The 19,305-nt window shown below is 31.3% G+C and carries 16 protein-coding genes; 4 read left to right on the plus strand and 12 right to left on the minus strand.

Features of this window, described 5'->3' with window-relative positions; genetic code table 11:
* The first annotated feature begins 72 nt into the window (after positions 1–72).
* Positions 73–1,935 (plus strand): ABC-F family ATP-binding cassette domain-containing protein, encoded by a 1,863-nt coding sequence (locus tag Q4517_RS00470; RefSeq protein ID WP_303504999.1) that lies wholly within the window; start codon positions 73–75, stop codon positions 1,933–1,935.
* On the opposite strand, the gene Q4517_RS00475 is transcribed toward Q4517_RS00470, so the two are convergent.
* The gene (locus Q4517_RS00475) at positions 1,936–2,652 is read right to left on the minus strand and encodes a 3'-5' exonuclease (RefSeq protein ID WP_303505001.1); all 717 of its coding nucleotides are present in this window, start codon (positions 2,650–2,652) and stop codon (positions 1,936–1,938) included.
* Complete coding sequence (locus Q4517_RS00480) at positions 2,642–4,396, minus strand: DUF4153 domain-containing protein (RefSeq protein ID WP_303505003.1); 1,755 nt, start codon at positions 4,394–4,396, stop codon at positions 2,642–2,644. The genes Q4517_RS00475 and Q4517_RS00480 overlap by 11 nt, the downstream gene beginning before the upstream one ends.
* A 174-nt stretch (positions 4,397–4,570) precedes the next feature.
* Between Q4517_RS00480 and Q4517_RS00485 the strand changes: the two genes are divergently transcribed.
* A complete protein-coding gene (locus tag Q4517_RS00485; protein WP_303505004.1) occupies positions 4,571–5,269 on the plus strand; it encodes a response regulator transcription factor in 699 nt (232 codons plus the stop codon).
* 144 nt (positions 5,270–5,413) lie between these two features.
* On the plus strand, positions 5,414–6,460 hold the full coding sequence (locus Q4517_RS00490; protein WP_303505005.1) for a cell wall metabolism sensor histidine kinase WalK: 1,047 nt from the start codon (positions 5,414–5,416) through the stop codon (positions 6,458–6,460).
* 38 nt (positions 6,461–6,498) lie between these two features.
* Here Q4517_RS00490 and purD read toward each other — a convergent pair whose 3' ends face one another.
* The 4 genes from purD to rnpA all read right to left on the minus strand — a co-directional run bounded on the left by purD (position 6,499) and on the right by rnpA (position 11,689).
* On the minus strand, positions 6,499–7,773 hold the full coding sequence (purD, locus tag Q4517_RS00495) for a phosphoribosylamine--glycine ligase (protein WP_303505006.1): 1,275 nt from the start codon (positions 7,771–7,773) through the stop codon (positions 6,499–6,501).
* Between the two features lie 161 nt (positions 7,774–7,934).
* Entirely contained in the window at positions 7,935–9,614 is a 1,680-nt protein-coding gene (locus Q4517_RS00500) for a DUF6909 family protein (RefSeq protein WP_303505007.1), read from the minus strand.
* A 40-nt stretch (positions 9,615–9,654) separates the two neighbouring features.
* A complete protein-coding gene (locus Q4517_RS00505) occupies positions 9,655–11,280 on the minus strand; it encodes a S41 family peptidase (protein ID WP_303505010.1) in 1,626 nt (541 codons plus the stop codon).
* A complete protein-coding gene (gene rnpA, locus Q4517_RS00510; protein ID WP_303505012.1) occupies positions 11,270–11,689 on the minus strand; it encodes a ribonuclease P protein component in 420 nt (139 codons plus the stop codon). Before rnpA ends, Q4517_RS00505 begins: the two co-directional genes overlap by 11 nt.
* Before the next feature lie 109 nt (positions 11,690–11,798).
* Between rnpA and Q4517_RS00515 the strand changes: the two genes are divergently transcribed.
* Entirely contained in the window at positions 11,799–12,977 is a 1,179-nt protein-coding gene (locus Q4517_RS00515) for an acyl-CoA dehydrogenase family protein (protein ID WP_303505014.1), read from the plus strand.
* Positions 12,978–13,063: 86 nt separating this feature from the next.
* Here Q4517_RS00515 and Q4517_RS00520 read toward each other — a convergent pair whose 3' ends face one another.
* The 6 genes from Q4517_RS00520 to Q4517_RS00545 all read right to left on the minus strand — a co-directional run bounded on the left by Q4517_RS00520 (position 13,064) and on the right by Q4517_RS00545 (position 19,176).
* Entirely contained in the window at positions 13,064–13,198 is a 135-nt protein-coding gene (locus Q4517_RS00520; protein WP_303505016.1) for a hypothetical protein, read from the minus strand.
* Between the two features lie 99 nt (positions 13,199–13,297).
* Positions 13,298–13,852, minus strand: coding sequence for a pyridoxamine 5'-phosphate oxidase family protein (locus Q4517_RS00525; RefSeq protein ID WP_303505018.1), 555 nt, complete (start codon positions 13,850–13,852; stop codon positions 13,298–13,300).
* A 12-nt stretch (positions 13,853–13,864) separates the two neighbouring features.
* Positions 13,865–14,431, minus strand: a complete 567-nt coding sequence (locus tag Q4517_RS00530) for a hypothetical protein (protein ID WP_303505020.1) — start codon at positions 14,429–14,431, stop codon at positions 13,865–13,867.
* A 16-nt stretch (positions 14,432–14,447) separates the two neighbouring features.
* Positions 14,448–15,932 (minus strand): glycerol kinase GlpK, encoded by a 1,485-nt coding sequence (gene glpK / locus Q4517_RS00535; protein WP_303505022.1) that lies wholly within the window; start codon positions 15,930–15,932, stop codon positions 14,448–14,450.
* A 669-nt stretch (positions 15,933–16,601) separates the two neighbouring features.
* A complete protein-coding gene (locus Q4517_RS00540) occupies positions 16,602–17,279 on the minus strand; it encodes a response regulator (RefSeq protein WP_303505024.1) in 678 nt (225 codons plus the stop codon).
* A complete protein-coding gene (locus tag Q4517_RS00545; RefSeq protein WP_303505026.1) occupies positions 17,248–19,176 on the minus strand; it encodes a tetratricopeptide repeat-containing sensor histidine kinase in 1,929 nt (642 codons plus the stop codon). Before Q4517_RS00545 ends, Q4517_RS00540 begins: the two co-directional genes overlap by 32 nt.
* Positions 19,177–19,305 lie beyond the last annotated feature (129 nt).

Below are 19,305 nucleotides of genomic sequence, written 5' to 3' on the forward strand. Positions count from 1 at the left end.
CATTTCTTTTAATTATAACAAAACCCGAGCTATTGCTCGGGTTTTTTGTTTCTTTGCATAAAATTTTAGAGAATGAATTACCTATCAGTAGAAAACATAGCAAAATCGTATGGTGAAAAGGTCTTGTTTGAAGATATTTCTTTTGGAATTAATAAAGATCAAAAAATAGCCTTTGTTGCTAAAAATGGTAGCGGAAAAACCTCTATTTTAAACATTATTGCTGGAAAGGATACACCAGATGAAGGACAAGTTATAAGCAGAAAAGGAATTAATATTGCGTATTTGGCGCAAGATGATGACTTGAATCCAGATTTAACTATTGAAGAAACTATTTTTTCTGCTGAAAGTACCATTCTTCCAATTATTAAACAATACGAAAAAGCCTTACAAAATCCTGACGATACAGAAGCGTATCAAAAAGCATTTGAGCAGATGGAGCAGCATAATGCATGGGATTTCGAAACACAATACAAACAAATTTTATTCAAGTTAAAACTTGATGATTTATCACAAAAAGTAGGAAATCTTTCTGGAGGACAAAAGAAGCGATTGTCGTTAGCTATTATTCTAATTAATAAACCAGATTTATTAATACTAGATGAGCCAACAAACCATTTAGATTTGGAAATGATTGAATGGTTGGAAGCTTTTTTTGCGAAAGAAAAAATTACGTTGTTTATGGTTACACACGACCGTTATTTTTTAGAGCGTGTGTGTAATGAGATTATTGAATTAGACAACGGAAAACTATATAAATACAAAGGAAACTATTCGTACTATCTTCAAAATAAAGAAGAACGAATGGCTTTAGAAGCTACTAATTTAAGTAAAGCTAAAAGTTTATTTAAAAAAGAGTTGGATTGGATGCGTCGTCAACCAAAAGCCCGTACAACCAAATCTAAATCGCGTATTGATGACTTTTTCCAAATTAAAGAAAAAGCACATCAACGTAGAAAAGAGCACGAAGTTCAGTTAGAAATAAACATGGAACGTTTAGGAAGCAAAATTGTAGAGCTTCATAAACTAAAAAAGGACTTTGGTGATAAAGTTATTTTAGATGGGTTTGACTACGTTTTTAAGCGAGGTGAACGTATAGGAATCATTGGAAAAAACGGAACAGGAAAATCTTCTTTTTTAAACATACTAACGGGTAAATTGCCTGTTGATGGAGGTAAGGTAATTGTTGGTGAAACAGTAAAATTTGGCTACTATACTCAAAAAGGAATCCAAATAAAAGAAGGACAGAAAGTAATAGAAGTTATTAAAGAATTTGGAGAAGAAATTCCGTTAACTAAAGGAAGAAGAATTTCTGCAGCACAGTTATTAGAACGCTTTTTATTTGATAGAAAAAAACAATACGATTTTGTTGAAAAATTAAGTGGAGGAGAGCAGAAGCGTTTGTACTTATGTGCTGTTTTAATTCAAAACCCTAACTTCTTAATTCTAGATGAGCCCACGAACGATTTAGATGTGGTAACTTTAAACGTGTTAGAAAGTTTTTTACTCGATTACCCAGGGAATTTAATGGTAGTATCGCATGATCGTTATTTTATGGATAAAATCGTAGATGGTTTATTTGTGTTTAGAGGAAATGGAGTAGTGGAGAATTTTCCTGGAAATTACTCTGATTACAGAGCGTATGAGAGCTCGCAGCCATCAGAACCTAAAGAAGAAAAGAAAGTAACTGAAAAGCAAGAAAAAACCCCTCAAAAAGGAAAGTTAAGTTATAACGAAAACAGAGAATACGGATTACTTGAAAAAGATATTGAAAAACTTCAAAAGAAAAAAGGAGTAATTGAAGCCCAGTTTGCAAATAACGAAGTTTCACCTGAAGAGATTAATGAAAAATCGTTAGAGCTACAGCAGATTATTGATAGTTTAGAAGAAAAAGAAGAACGTTGGTTTGAGCTTTCTATGAAATTGGAGGGCGAATAGTTAAACGCTAACAATATTATCTTCTTCAACCAAAGGCTTGTTCAAAAAGCGCAATAATAATTGTGCAACAGCCACGGTATCGCGTTCACAATACTCAACAATACGAGGTAGGTTTTTTTCTTGATAATACACGTTTGCTACTTCGCTTCCATCAATATCTTGTTTGGGTGACGGAATTCCTAAAATAGCAGTAAGTAATTTTAAAGAAGTATAGTGTTTATAATCGCCAAATTTCCATAGGTCTAAAGTATCTAAATGCGGAACTTCCCAAGGCTTTTTACCAAATAAATTTAGTTTGTTAGGTAAATCTATTTTGTTGATAACCATACGACGTGCGATGTACGGGAAGTCAAACTCTTTACCATTATGAGCACACAATAAGTGTTTATTTTGGTTAAAATGTGTATCTAATAAGTTTTTGAAATCGGTTAACAATTTAGCTTCATCATCTCCATAAAAAGAGGTAACTCGCAGTTGGTTTTTACCATCTCGATCTACAAAGTAGCCTACCGAAATACAGATTATTTTTCCAAATTCAGCCCAAATTCCTGCTCGATGATAAAATTCTTCAGGAGTAAACTCATCTTTACGTTGATACTGAGTTTTCAATGCGTACAATTCTTGCATTTCAGGAGATAAATCAGCAAATAATTCCACTTCAGGAACCGTTTCAATATCTAAAAATAGGATGTTTTGTAAGTTAGTTTTATTCAGCATTTTCTTTAATTAACACGTAAGCACTAGCATTAGATAAGTGTTTTTCGGTAGCATCATCAATTTTTGATAGATTTATATTTTGAAAAACGAACTTTATATTTAGAGTTTTAAAACGATGTTCAATTGTCATTAAATCTGGTACTATACCATAATTTTTTTCTTGATTTTTAAGTCTTTGAATCATTTCTGAGCAGTCTATATCTCCAATACGAGTATCTCCTTTTGAAACTTTGATAATGTTGGTTTTTTCACTTAAAGAAAAACGATAGCTATTAATAGAGTTACGATTTTCATAAGAATTAAAATATAGTATTTTTAAGACATCATAATTTTTAGTATTGATAATCATTTTAGAATCATCAATACTATAATAACTATTTCTGTAAGTATCATTAGCGTCATCAATTACTTTTATATTCAAACTATCCATTAACCTGTTTTGTAATTGCCAATGACTGTTGGTTTTAAACGCTGTTTTTGGATTATACCCTAAAACGTTTTCTACTTTATGTAATTCCTGTTTATTGTTTAAGTATCTAATAATAGAACGAAGTTGATTTTTCTTTTCAAACGTGGTAGAAAAGTTATCTTTTTTAATATCAGTATATACCTTTTCAAATTGAAGAAGTTGACTCTTTGTTGATATTGAAAAAGTTCCCCAAAACCCAAAAGAAATGAGAAAAGTAATAAGAGCTAAACTAAAAGGAAAGACTTTAATTTTTTTACGCTTACTAAAAAGTATGTACAAGGTCATAGCTAAAATCCAACAAACTACAACAAGTACGAAATAACGGTTTTCGGTAATCCCATATTCGTTAATACGTCTAAAAACAGCAATAAAAAGTAAAATTATTAACGGTAATAACAAATAATAAAACCATGGATAAAACTTTCTAATTGTACGAGAGTTAATAGTTTTTTGAATAGGATTGATAAGTATTTGCACAATAAAACCTAAAAATGAAAGAGCAATAACCAAATAAGAAACCCACCCTTTAGGTAAGTTCCAATTAATTACAATTTTTAAACTATAAGCATATAAAATGATGAGGTATAAAATTACTAATGGAATTAAAATATACTTAACTAATACCTCTAAAGCTTTTGTGTAGTTAATTGCAAGTTGGTTATGAACATCTTTAGGAAAATCTGAAAGGTAAATCCAAGTATTTACAACTCCTATACAAAGCACAAAAACCTGAAAAAAACGTTCTCCTTTAAAATCTATATTAAATAAATGTTTAATAGCTAAGAGTGCCAAAACAATTCCTAAATATAAAACTAGTGAAAAAAATAAACTTCTAATAATTGCTATAAAAACTGATTTTACGTAATTAAAATAAGCAGATTTATTCCATTTAAAGATAAAAGGGGCTACCATCACTAGTAAATGACCTGATACAAAGTAAAGTATAAATCGAATAGTAGAATTTTGTTGAATTTTTGAACCATTAACTTCAATACTAAAATAAAATAGAAGTAAAAAGCCAAGAGTTAGCAAGAATATCCATGTTTTATCTCTTTTAAATTGTTCTTCTAAAAAACGAGTAGCGATTAACCAGCTAACTCCTAAAGTAAAAGTTATAATAACTTTACCATAAAAAGCGTTATCAAAAGTATCTGTTTCAATTGTAAATAAAGTAAACAATGTACCAATGATTGCCCAACAAAGGGCTATAGGAAATCGCTTAAAAGCATTTTTAGCATTGGAAGTAATTTCCCCTAGGGAAGAAATAATTTTCATAGGAAACAATTTGTATAAAGATACAAAAACTACAAAAAAAGAAAAAACAAAAGAAATCTCTTCGTTTTCTTTAAGCAAAAGTTTGGTAAATATTAAATGAACGTTAAGTTAAGCGTGTATATAAAGGGTTTATTATTTTATGATTACTTTTGGATAACACAATATAAATGAATAATGAACACTAGCGATATTAAAATTTTACTAGTTGACGATGAGCCAGATATTTTAGAAATTGTAGGTTACAATTTAAAATCAGAAGGGTATCAGGTTTTTACTGCAAACAATGGAGCAGAAGCTGTAAAAACAGCAAAAAAAGTAACTCCACATTTAATTTTATTAGACATTATGATGCCTGAAATGGATGGTATCGAAGCGTGTGAAAAAATTAGAAATGTAAAACCTCTTGAAGATGTGATAATTTCTTTTTTAACCGCTAGAGGAGAAGACTACTCACAAGTAGCAGGTTTTGACGCTGGAGCAGATGACTATATAACTAAACCAGTAAAACCAAAAGTGCTAATAAGCAAGGTAAAATCGTTACTACGTCGTTTAAAAACTGAGGAAAAAGCGGATACCACTACAAAAATTGGAGATATAGTCATCAATAGAGACGAGTATGTAGTTTTTAAAGGAGAAGAGAAAATATCTTTACCAAGAAAAGAATTTGAATTATTCTCTTTATTAACTTCAAAACCAGGAAAAGTATTTAAAAGAGAAGTTATTTTAGATAGCGTTTGGGGAAATGAAGTAGTTGTGGGCGGAAGAACGATAGATGTACACATACGTAAACTTCGTGAAAAAATAGGAGATCACTATTTTAAAACAGTAAAAGGAGTTGGGTATAAGTTTGTATTAGACGAAATAGATAAATAATTTTTTAAACTCAAAATTTTATAAGTAGATTGCTAGCTAGCAATCTATTTTTTTATAATGAAATGAGCTATAATAATTTTGATTCTTCTTGAGATAATTATTGGCGAATTACATCTGACATTTAAAAAATAATAGAAAAAACAGATGAAAAAAATAAAAAAAACGTATAACTACGCACTTTGGTCGGCGTTATATTCAACGCTATTATCTATTGTCATAGCAGTATTATCGTACTTGTTTTTATTAAACAGCTTAGGAGTTGTAACCATTGTAATTTTTGGTCTTGTAATGTTTATTATCTCCTTTTTTGTAATTCAATACAGAGCAGAACATTTTATTTACCAACGAGTAAAAAAGATGTATGAAGACATTTCTATTTTAGATGAGAATGATTTAAAAAGAAATAAAGTAACGACCGATGTAGAAGCGTTAACTAAAAGTGTACAAGAGTATGTTGAAGGGAAGAGTGAAGAGATAGCTAATTTAACCCAGCGTGATTCATTTCGCCGTGATTTCTTAGGAAATGTAGCTCATGAGTTAAAAACACCACTTTTTACAGTACAAGGATATATTTTAACGCTTATTGAAGGAGCTGCTGATGACAAAGAAATTCTTGAAAAATATTTAGAAAGAGCTAATAAAGGGGTAGAACGATTAACCTCAATTGTTAAAGATTTAGACATGATTGCTAAGTTAGAAACTGAGGGAATGAAAATGAACATGCAAACCTTTAATATTATAGAGCTTATTCAAAACGTGTTCGACTTGTTTGAAATGAAGGCGAAAAAACGAAATATCACGCTACGTTTTGATAAAGTGTATGATTTCCCTCATTTAGTAAAAGGAGATGTTGAAAGAATTGAACAGGTACTTATTAATCTTGTTGTAAATTCTATTAAATATGGTAGAGTTGGAGGTATAACTACAGTGAGTGTTGAACCGTACAACCAGAATAAGCTTATCATTAAAATAAATGATAATGGTGAAGGAATAAAACAAGAACATATTTCTCGTTTATTTGAACGTTTTTATCGAGTAGACCAAAGTCGCTCACGTGAACAAGGAGGTTCGGGGCTTGGACTTTCTATTGTAAAACATATTATTGAAGCGCATAACGAAACCATTCTTTTAAAAAGTGTGCACGGAGAAGGTTCCGAGTTTTCGTTTACGTTAGAAAAGGCAATGAAATAAATAAAGGAGTTGAATTTTCAACTCCTTTATTATTAAAATTATTTTAAATCGAAACCGATATCTTTTCGATAATTCATTTTATCAAAAGCTATTTTATCGATGCTCTTATAAGATTTTTCTATGGCTTCTTCTATAGAGTCTCCAAAAGAAGTAATTGCCATTACACGTCCACCGCTCGTAACAACTTTACCATCTTTTAAAGTGGTTCCTGCATGAAAAACGATAGAATCGTCTACAGTATTAAAACCTGTAATTTCTTTTCCTTTTTCATAAGCTTCAGGATACCCACCAGAAACTAACATAACTGTAGTTGCTGTTTGTGGGGTAACTTCGTATGATTTCTCTCCTAAAGTTTGCGTAGCAACTCCTTCAAACAACTCTACTAAGTCTGATTGAATACGTGGTAATACCACTTCTGTTTCAGGATCCCCCATACGAACGTTGTATTCAACTACCGAAGGATTTCCGTTATCGTTCATCAATCCGATGAAAATAAATCCTCTATAATCAATTCCGTCTTTTTGTAAACCTTCAATTGTTGGTTTAACAACCAATTCTTCCACTTTCGTTAAAAAATCATCCGTAGCAAAAGGAACAGGAGAAATAGCTCCCATACCGCCTGTATTTAGCCCTGTGTCACCTTCTCCAATACGTTTGTAATCTTTAGCAGAAGGTAATATTTTATAATTCTTTCCGTCCGTTAATACGAAAACAGATAATTCTATTCCTTTTAAGAACTCCTCAATAACTACAGTTGATGAAGCACTTCCAAATTTTTGATTAGAAAGCATTTCTTCTAACTCAGCTTTAGCTTCTTCTAAATCATTTAAAATTAAAACTCCTTTACCAGCAGCTAATCCGTCAGCTTTTAATACATACGGAGCATCTAAGGTTTCTAAGAATTTTTTTCCTTCGGATAATGTTTCAGTAGTAAAAGATTGGTAACGAGCTGTAGGAATATTGTGTTTTTCCATAAACTGCTTCGAAAAATCTTTACTTCCTTCTAGTAAAGCACCGTCTTTTTTAGGGCCAATTACAGGAATATTTTTTAACTCTTCATCAGCTAAGAAAAAGTCATGAACCCCTTCAACTAAAGGCGCTTCAGGACCTACAACTACCATAGTAATGTTGTGTTGTAAAACAGTTTCTTTTACTTGTGTAAAATCAGTTGGATTGATGGCAATATTCCTTGCTATTGCATCAGTTCCCGCATTACCAGGAGCAACAAAAAGATTATTGATTTTGGTACTTTCTGAAAGTTTTTTAGCAAAGGCATGTTCTCTACCGCCCGATCCTAAAATTAGAATATTCATTGTTGTGTGTTGTTGTATTGTGAGTGCAAATATAAAATAAGAAAAAAGGCTATGAGCAAAACCTGTCTTTAAAATTATGTAAAAAACTAAAAAGACCTCTTTTAATTTGAAAAGAAGTCTTTTTTATGGTTTAATTAGGTTTTTTGGTAGTCGTTCTGCGACTAAAATATTTGTTCTAGTATTTTTTGCGTAATAGCATAAGTTGGTGTTACGCCGCTCATTCCAAGTCCTCCAGAGGCAAGTGTAGCACCTGTTTCTAGTGGGTTATCTGAGGCGTAATATGCATAACGTACTTTTACATTTTCTGAAATATTTCCTCTAATTTTTGAGGCAGATTGAATCGCTTTTTGATAATGCGCTCCTTCCATTTCTAGTCCGATTACATTCCAAGTTGAATCGTGGAAGAATCGTAGTAAATCTTTGTTTTGTAACGACGTTCCTAAGACAGAAATCATTGCTCCGTCAAAAACTTGAACACCAAAACCTTCTAAATCTTCTTTTGATAGTTCGTTTTTAAATGGGTAATTATCAGCAGTTCCTTCAAAAATATGTGAAGAAGGAATCATAATATCTCCTTTACCACCTTCTAAAATACCTGCTTTCCCCATAATTGAAACAGATTGAACATCTAAATGGATTTTTTCTCCTTTTGTTTTATAGGGCTTTAAAAGCTCGTCCATAGTTTCAAAAGCCTGTTCACCAAAAGCATAATCCATTACAATGATTACAGGATCTTCTCCAACTGAATTAACTTTGTTAAAAGAGTTTGTTTCAAAATCAATTTTTTGGGTATCAATTACCTGAACATTGATATTGGTTCCTGAAGTGTCTTTGATATATATTAATCCGTTTTCGGAAGCATAATTTTTAACGGCAGATTGCAAAGTACTGCTATTAGCATTACTCAATACTTCAAAAAGTTGAAAATCTTTGTGCTTTTTAGCTTCTTTTGGTAAAGCGTTTTGTGCATAAATACTATTCATTACACTATGCATGTTTGCACTAATGATATGGATAGGGCGTTCTATTAACTCGTTGTCTAACAATACCTTTTTAATGTTGTTAGCCCACATTTCTCCATAATAATGGTGTCCTATTTCTTGAGTTAAAACAGAACTAAATTTAATAGAACGTTTTTGGTCATATAGTGTTTCATTAATCGCTAATTTACCTAACCAGTAAATTAGATGGAAAAACCTGTTTGGGTTCTCTTCTGTTGAAAATGTGTTATAAGCATCATATACTTCATCGTAAGTTCTTCCTAAAATATTACCAAGATGTACAACAATTACATCTTTTTCTTCATCCGTAAGTGTTTTATTGTGTATTACAATATCTTCTAATAATAGCCATTCACGAATAAAGCTTTCTCCATTATTAAAAACCACTCGGTCTTTAATTTTATGAGATTCAATAAATAAAAAAGTCAAGTGTGTAAGAATATCGTAAATCTCAGAGCGCCCTCTAGTAATTTCAATATTCATTTGATCTTTATCAATGCGATAACAGTTTCTCCTTCTTTTAGGAGGAACGATAGCCTTAAATTTTGAGTTACGATATCCCTCATCTGCGGTTAAATATATAAACTGACATTCTTCAATTCCTTCAGGTAAACGTTCAATAACGTATACCAATCCGTTTAATTCAGTTTTATTTTCTGCAATAGAACCATAAATTTCTGGTCGTAATGATAATAGTGATTTACGTAAGGTTTCACCAGAAACCCCCATTGGTTTATAAAAACCGCGACTAAATAAGTGTCGCATTGAAATGTATAAACGCTCAATAGCATTTGTAGATTCTTGGGCTCTTGTACGTTCTTTTAGGATAGGTTTCGACATATGTTTTTAAAGTACAAATATACAAATTATGTTAAAGAAGCTATTTTTTTAAAGTAGTGCTATATTTTTTAGGGTTATTTAGCAAGTTTACAGCATTTTTTATAGTTATATCATTTTTAAATAAATGCTCATACATTCCTTCTTTGTACGCATAACGCTCAATAATTTCATTTTCAATTTCTTTAGATAAAAGATCTTCATTCTCCAAAACTTTAGCAACTTTAGCTGCTTTTAATTCTTGGATAATTGAGTTATATTCTGAAGTGATTTTGTTGTTGTTTTCTACTGATTCGTATGCTTTCTGAAAAAGCTTCTCTTCTTTAGAAACAAAAGCAGTGTCTTTACGAAGTAAATAGTCTTTAAATTTATTGAAATCAGAAGGAGAAAAAGTATAGTTTTCAGTAGATAAACTAGGGTTTTGATATGTGAAATCAGTTACAAAATTGAATATTGCTCTTGATTTTAGTAAATCATCTGTTTCTTCTGTTTTCTTCGAAAAATTATTTGCTATATCAGGAGTTACACCTCCACCATCATATACTTTTCGTCCGTTTTGAGTTGTGAACTCATTAAGAGTAGCATCAGAAAATTTAGGAACTTTTCCTGTTTTCGGATCTCTATTGGCATAATCTAATTCTTGAATACATCGTCCGCTTGGGGTGTAATATTTAGAGATTGTGATTTTCATTTGTGTTCCGTAACTCAAATTAAAGTAACGTTGTACTAGCCCTTTTCCAAAAGAACGCTCTCCCATAATTACAGCTCGATCATAATCTTGTAGGGCACCAGAGACAATTTCTGAGGCAGAAGCCGATCGACCATTTATTAAAACTACGATAGGAATTTCAGCATCTAAAGGTTCTCTACTTGTTTTATAAGTTCTACTATTTTTTTTAGTTTTTCCACGAGTATCAACAACTTTCAACCCTTTTGGAATAAATAAATTGGTAATATTTACTGCATCAAATAAAGAACCACCAGGATTGTACCTTAAGTCAAAAACCAATTTTTTCATCCCTCTTTTCTTTAGATCACTAAACGCATTTACAACACTTTCGGTAGCCTTTTGACTGATAAATCGTGTTAAAACAATATACCCTGTTTCAGTATCAATCATATCGTAAAAAGGGACAGGGTTTAAAATAACTTTATCAAGTTTTACAGATATATTTTTTGTTTGACCATTTCTTTTTACCTGTAAAGAAAGCTCTTTTCCCGGAACTCCTTTTAACATTTGTGAAAATTGACCTCTCTCCAAAGTGGCTAACTCTTGTCCGTTTACATTGGTAATAATATCACCTGCTTTTAAGCCAGCTTTATCGGCCGAAAAACCTTTGTAAATTTCAGAAACCACAATTCCTCTTTTGGTGTAAAATGTAGAAATACCAATACCTCCATATTCACCTTCACGACGAATGCGTGCATCTTCAACATCTTGTTCATTATAAAAATTGGTGTATGGGTCTAAATTCTTAAGGGTGTTTTTTATCGCCTTGTCAGTTAAATTACCAGGGTTGATTTCATCAATATAATTAATGTTCAACTCTTTAAAAAGGTTGTTGTAAATTTCAATTTGTTTAGCAATCTCAAAAAAACGAGATTGAAAAGAAAAGAAAAGAGAGATGACAATAAGCGAACCAAAAAAAAGGAATTTTCTATTTTTCATCTTGAGTAACTTCTGTAATAAACTTTGTTAATAATTTCTTCATTTTATGCTCTAAATCGGCATATTTCCATTCATCTCTTGCAAGATAAGAAATCATAAATACATACGGTTTATCTACAGTCTCATAAATAGTATACTTCTCTTTACGGTAGGTTTCACGAAGTAATCGTTTTATACGGTTTCTATCCACGGCTTTTTTAAAGTTACGTTTAGGAACAGAAACGCCAACTTGTGCGGGAAATTTTGAGGTGTGTTCGGTTTGTATATACACCATTCTTAGCGGAAAAATTTTTATCACCTTTCCCTCCTCATATAGTCTTCCTATAAGCTTTTTGCTTTTTAAACGCTCCTCTTTTCCTAAAGTAAATCTCATTAGTACAAACATACGCAAACCTGCACGAATAACCATTTTTTTAAGTATTTTTGAATCAATTCTTTTAAGAAACCGCATACAACAAACCGCGATTAATTTTACGTTTCTCTTATACAATTAGTAAAATTAATTTTAAAACATATTTATGAAGTCTGATTTATTTCAAGCCCCAGATTATTATCAAGTAGACGATTTATTAACCGATGAACATAAACTTGTTCGAGACACTGCTCGTGAATGGGTTAAGAAAAACTTATCTCCAATTATTGAAGAGTATGCACAACGTGCAGAATTTCCGAAGGAATTAATTAACGGATTGGCAGAAGTAGGAGCTTTCGGATCTTATATTCCTGAAAAGTATGGAGGTGCAGGGTTAGATCAAATTTCTTATGGGTTAATTATGCAAGAGCTAGAAAGGGGTGATAGCGGAATTCGATCTACTGCTTCAGTACAGTCTTCTCTTGTTATGGGGCCTATTTATAACTACGGAACCAAAGCACAAAGACAAAAATACTTACCAAAGTTAGCTTCTGGTGAATGGATGGGAAGCTTTGGGTTAACTGAACCAAATCATGGTAGTAATCCTGGAGGAATGGAAACCAAGTTTAAAGACATGGGAGACCATTATTTATTGAATGGAGCAAAAATGTGGATTTCAAATGCGCCAATTTGTAATGTAGCTGTTGTATGGGCAAAAAATGAAGAAGGACGCATTCATGGTTTGATAGTTGAACGTGGTATGGAAGGTTTTTCTACGCCAGAAACACATAATAAATGGTCGTTAAGAGCATCAATTACAGGGGAGTTAATTTTTGATAATGTAAAAGTTCCAAAAGAAAACTTATTGCCAAATAAATCAGGGTTAGGAGCTCCATTATTATGCCTTGACTCTGCTCGCTATGGCATTGCTTGGGGGGCTATTGGTGCAGCGATGGATTGTTATGATACAGCATTACGTTATGCGAAAGAACGGACACAGTTTGGTAAACCAATAGGGCAATTTCAGTTACAACAAAAAAAGTTAGCTGAAATGATTACTGAAATTACCAAAGCACAATTGTTAACATGGCGTTTGGGCGTTTTAAAAAATGAAGGTCGTGCAACATCTGCTCAAATATCTATGGCAAAGCGAAATAATGTTGATATGGCATTAAAAATAGCACGAGAAGCAAGACAAGTGTTAGGAGCAATGGGAATTTCTGGAGAATACTCAATTATGAGGCATGCAATGAACTTAGAAAGTGTAATAACCTATGAAGGAACACACGATGTTCATTTATTAATCACAGGATTGGATATCACAGGATTAAACGCATTTAAATAAAAAAGAAGAAGAAGCACTCAAACGTTAAACCACTAACACATTATTAAAGAGTGCTTCTTCCATCAACTATTAAAACTAAAATTTACCTACTCTTTCTTCTTGCCACCATTAACAAAAATTAAAAGAGCAGTTACTAAACCTATACAAACCAAACCAAAAATAACCATCATAATGGTTCCGTTTGTCCAAGATACCATTGGGATATTCATTAATTGTGTCATTTCTTCTTATACTTTATTGCTTCAAAAATACAAGTATAGTTTAAGTTAAAACATGATTTTTATCAGGGTTTAAAAAAATGAAGAGATTTTAAAAGTTGATTAAGAAGATGTTTCCTCTTTTAGTAAAGTGTCAAAGCCATCGATACTAGTTTGGTTTCTGTCATTCCAATATTGTTTAATTTCTTCTTCACCTTTTTCAATAGCCCAATCATTTAATTGATTTCGCTCTCCTTGGTACTCATAAAAAGGAATAGACATTCCACAAGAGGTTTGTACACTTTCAACAGAAACAATAAATATTTGACGAGTACCTGGAAGTTTAGGGAACAAATCAGCATAGTTACTCCACTTATCATGAGTTGGAATAATTTCTTCTGCTTTTCCATATAGTCTGAGTATGTTTGGAGCACCTTCAAAAGAACAAAACATAATTGTTATTCGGTTATCAGCTAATAAATGTGCGGAAGTTTCATTTCCGCTACCTGTAACACTTAACCAAGCAACTGTATTTTCGTTAAGTATCCTAAAGGTATCCATTCCTTTAGGAGAAAGATTAATTCGTCCTTCTTTTGCAGCGGTAGCAACAAAAAAGAGCTTTTGTGCTTCAATAAACTGTTGAACTCGAGTTGTTATTTTGTCGTAAAATTTTGCCATGATTATTTAACTCTAATTTTTCTTAAATTTTTTTATGATTTCGTTAAAGTTTATACCCAATCCAGCTATATTTGGTTTTAATTCTAAATTATCAGTATCCCAGACCTTATTCCAAAAGTTTTCTTTTTCACCTAGATTTTGTCTCCTTTCTTCTTTTAAACTTTTTTTTATTTTATCTAAAGAAGATTTATATTCAGGAGTGTAGTTGGGTCTTTCATTTATATTTTTTTCAAATTCTTCCATTTCTCTAGAAATGTTTAAAGAATTACTATTTATTAATTTATAAGCAATTTCCACATGAAGATAATTTGAAATTACATGAAGCCTAGATTGATACCCAGTAATTTTAAGATCTCCGTTTTCTGTAACAAAATCTCCATTTTCAATACATAAATCACCTTCTCCTTCTTTCTCAATTCCTTTTAACAAATAATTTATATCCTTATAAAGTGTTTCAATTAACCTAGGGTTATCCTTTCTTAAAGGGTCTAATACTTTTTCAATAAAAGTATCTAAAGATTTTTCTTCTGTATTTCTAATCTCTTCAATTAAATCAAGGTATTCTCTTCTCTTAAGCATTTATATATATAATTATTTAGTCAATCCAATCTTTAGTACGTTCAACAGCTTTTTGCCAAGTACGGTATAGCTTTTCTCTTTTTTCTTTAGAGAAAGATGGAGTAAATGTTTTATCTATTTTTCGTTTGTTAATAATATCGTTTTGTTGCCAAAAACCAACACAGAAACCAGCTAAGTAAGCGGCTCCCATTACGGTGGTTTCAATTTCTTCGGGGCGTTCTACAGCTACATTTAAGATATCTGCTTGAAACTGCATCAATAAATTATTAGCACATGCTCCACCATCTACTTTTAAAGAGGAAAGTTTAAGCATGCTATCTTTCTGCATAACATCTAAAATATCTTTGGTTTGATAAGCTAATGATTGTAATGTGGCTTTAATTAAGTGATTTTTTCCTGTATCACGAGTCAAACCAAAAACAGCTCCTCTAGCATACATATCCCAATATGGAGCACCTAGTCCAGCAAAAGCAGGTACTACATACACAGGGTTTTCTTCGGTAACTTTTTCAGCAAAAAGCTCACTTTCTTCTGCGTTATTGATAATTTGTAACCCATCACGTAACCATTGAATTGCAGAACCAGCAACAAACACACTTCCTTCGAGAGCATAATAGACTTTGTTATTAATTCCCCAAGCAATTGTAGAAATTAAACCATTTTCAGAGTATTCTAAGTTCTCACCTGTATTCATCAACATAAAGCATCCTGTTCCGTAGGTGTTTTTTGCTTCTCCTTTTTTAAAACACGCTTGTCCAAATAAGGCAGATTGTTGATCTCCTGCAATTCCGGCTATTGGAATTTGAACTCCATCTAATTCATAATTTCCAAAATGAAAGGATGAAGGTTTTACTTCTGGCAACATTGAAATTGGAATGTTTAATTCTTTTACTAAAGTTTTATCCCAACACAAGTTTTTTATATCATATAGCATCGTACGCGATGCATTACTGTAATCGGTAGCATGGATTTTTCTATTGGTCAAGTTCCATAAAAGCCAAGAATCAATAGTTCCAAATAACAAATTTCCTTTTTCTGCTTCTTCTTGAGCTCCATCTACATGATTTAATATCCAATGAATTTTCGTTGCAGAAAAATAACTGTCAATTACCAGTCCAGTAGTTTTACGTACATAGTTTTCGAGTCCAGTTTCTTTGAGTAACTCGCAAGTAGCTGCTGTTCTTTTGTCTTGCCAAACAATTGCATTATATATAGGTTTGCCTGTGTTTTTATTCCAAACAACAGTGGTTTCACGCTGATTGGTAATACCAATCCCTGCAATTTCTAAAGGCGAAATTTTAGCTTGTTCTATAGCTTTTTGTAAAGTGCTTAGTTGTGTTTGTAAGATTTCATTAGCGTCGTGTTCTACCCATCCTGACTGTGGGAAAACCTGCTTGAATTCTTCTTGAGTTTTTGCAACTATCTTTTCTTCTTTATTCAGAATAACTGTACGACAGCTAGTGGTTCCTTGGTCTAAAGCAATAATATATTTTTGAGTCATTTAGGCATAAAATGATTGAACGCCTAATTTACAATTTTAGTAGTGGTAATAAAAAAACCTTCTAGGATTTCTAGAAGGTTTGTACACTTAAGTTTGGTTAGTTAACTTTTAGTGTCTTAGAGCATAGCCAGCTCCTTTACCAAATTCAGCTAAAACTGAAAGTAAAGTGCTTAAGCTTTTGTTCGTTTTGCGTAGTAGTAATTTTCCCATTTTAAAAATTATTTAATTCCCCTTAAATTAATTGTCATTAAAGAATGAACACTTCAAATATATGCTGATAATCAGGAGTGTAAAAAGGGATTACCGAAGTTAAAAGTGTAATTTTCCGTAAAGAGCATAAAAAAACCTTCTAGAATTTCTAGAAGGTTTATTATTCCCCTTAAATGTCTTTTTTCAATTAATCTTGAAAAGAAGATGTTACAAATGTAATGAGAGGTTAAAGGTTAAAAAAGGGTATTACCGCAAAAAAAGGTGCGGATTTCCGCAAAAGAGTTAAAGAGACAGTTTTACAACAAAAAGCCTTTAGATATCTAAAGGCTTTTTTTATTTTCTCTCTCTTTTCAAGATTCTTCCCAACAATGGTTTGAATTCCATTGCGAAATTATTACTTAGTTGTAATGTATAAAACGGGATAACCGTAAAAATAAATGCGGATTTCCGCAAAACAAACTAATCTATAATTCCTAATTCTTTTGCTTTTAATACTAGGTCTGTATTGTTATTGGCTTGTAAGTCAGTTCTTAATTTAGATAGTTTACTTTCTATTGAGCGGACTTTTATTAACGAACCATCATCTTTTTTAATTAAGCCCTCTAGATTAGAAATTTTAGCATGCCTAGGAAGCTCTTTTAAGATTTGAATAGCAATATCATCCATTTGTATTTCAACTAAGGCTCTTTTTAAGAGTTTTTGATGAATTTCATGCGTGTAATACACTTCTCCCTTTAACATTTTTTGAATGGCAAAGGTTAATTCATCGGTACTACACTTTCCTTTTAAAATATAGGCAGAAGGATTTAAATTGTGTATTACATTAAAAATTCTGTTTGTTTCAGAGTGTCCAGTAATTACACCTACTTTAATAGGAATTTTTTCTTTAAGGATAGACTTTATAAAAGCTTCGCCTCCATCTAAAACTACGTTTTGGTTTTGATTGTCAAAACTCAAATCCGTAAAAACAATATGAAATGGATTTTCGCTTAAACTTGATTTTATTTTAGAAAATGCTTCGTCACACGAATTTGCCGTTTCAATTTCTAAACCATCTATACCTTTCAAATACGAAAGAATTCCTTCTAGAATCAATTGATGGTCATCAACTAAAAGTATTTTTGTTTGTCCAGCCATTTAAGGGTATTTGAATACTGGTTTGGGTTCCTTTACCTACTTCACTACTAATAGTTAATTTACCGTTTAACTCTTCAATACGTTCCTGTAGGTTTTGTAAACCAATTCCTTTTTTATTAATGGCGGTATTAAAACCAATACCATCATCAATAATACCCAAATGTACGTATTTTTTACGTACAGAAAAATTGATAATAATCTTACTTGCTTTTGCGTGTTTTTTGCAGTTTTGTATACTTTCTCGAATGCTTAAGTAGAGTAGACGTTTTATAGAGTTATCAACTGCTAACCAATCGTAGTTTTGTAATCCGTTGAGCTTAATTTTAAAGTCTAATTCAAAATAATCACTCACTAAGTTGATAATTTGATCCCTAAACGAAACTTTATTAAAACTAACACTACTCAATTGATGTGATAAATTACGTACATTTTCTTTTACTGCATCTAATTTTTGAGCTTCCTCTAATAAATTAGACTTTTCTAACTTACGATGTAGTAAACGCAAATCACCTGCAACTTCATCATGTAAGGATTTGGCTATTTGTTTGCGTTCATGTTCTCTTGCCTGTATTCTTTCTAATTGGGCTTGATAGAGTAGTTTTCTTTTTCTATTAAAATAAAATAAAACACCTACTCCAAATAACAATAAACTAAGAACAAAAAGTAACCACCCAATAGTTTTCTGCTGTTTATGTTGGAGTATTTCAGCTTGCTTTTGTTGGTTTTCTGTTTTTAAAACTACATTTTCTTTTTCTTTTTTATCAGTTTCGTATCTAATTTTAGCAAATTGATTTTTTAACCTACGTTCGTTTTGAAATAAGCTATCATTCAAGGTAATGTACTCTTCTAAATACTGTTTTGATTTATCACCAGTTGTTAAGTCTGAAAGTTTTATTAAAGACTCTAACCGTTTTTTATTATTATGGGTTTGTTTGGCATATTTTAAAGCTTCATTAGCATGAAATAGAGCTTTATTAGTTTGATTAAGATTTTTGTAATAATCTGCTAAGTTTATATGAGTTGTACTTAATTGCGAAAAATCTTTTTCTCCTTCTCGTATGCTTAGAACTTCATTATACTGCTGCAGTACATTTTCTTTTTTATCTAATAAAAAATTACTAGCAGCTAAATTTTCTAATAACAAAGCGTATTGTATTGGATACTTTTCTTTAATACTATCTTTTGATAACCCTTTTTTAAAATAAGTAATAGCTTTTTTATACTGTCCTTTACTTTGATAAAAAAAACCTAAATTATTAATAATGTATAAATAACCGGTATTTTTTTTGTTTATTTTATTATAAGTTAATGCTTTGTTGTAGTATGATAAAGCTTCGTTTTGTTGTTTCAATTCTTCTGAAACAATTCCTAAATTATTATAAACACTTTCCAAATAAATAACAGAATTGATAGGTTCTAAGTATTGTAAAGCTTCAATTAAACTTATTTCACTACCTAAAAAATCTTTAGCTTCTTTTTGTAAAATAGCTAAACTTAATAAACGCCTTCCGACAGCTAAAGAATCATTGATTTTTTTAGAGATATCTTTTGAAAGATGATAATAGTAAAAAGCACTATCGTTAGTATAAGTAAGTTTATTTTGTAGGGCTTTAAAGTGAAAGTATTTGGCAAGTAGAATAGAGTCATTAGTTCTTTTGTATAAAGAATCAACCTGTAAGGTGACTGTATTTAATAATGCAAGGTTTTTATCAAAAAATGCTTGCCTTCCTGATTCTATTAATGTATTTCTTTTAGAAAAATAATCCTTATTTTCCTGAGAAAATACAAAGGAAGAACAAAATAGAATAATGTAAAGGAAGTTTTTCATAGTGTAGTTATAAAATAAAACCATTACTTTTCCAAAAGTAATGGTTTTTAGACTTATGTTGTGTGCCAAATGTAATTTTTTGGCTCTAATCACCTCCGTCACTTCCTGTTGCTCCACCAGTATCACTACCTCCTTCAGTAATTTCAGTATCTCCACCAGGGCTTAAATTCATTGCTGTTTCTTTTAAGTACTTGTTTT

Source organism: Tenacibaculum sp. 1_MG-2023 (genome assembly GCF_030547425.1).
Taxonomy (GTDB): Bacteria; Bacteroidota; Bacteroidia; order Flavobacteriales; family Flavobacteriaceae; genus Polaribacter.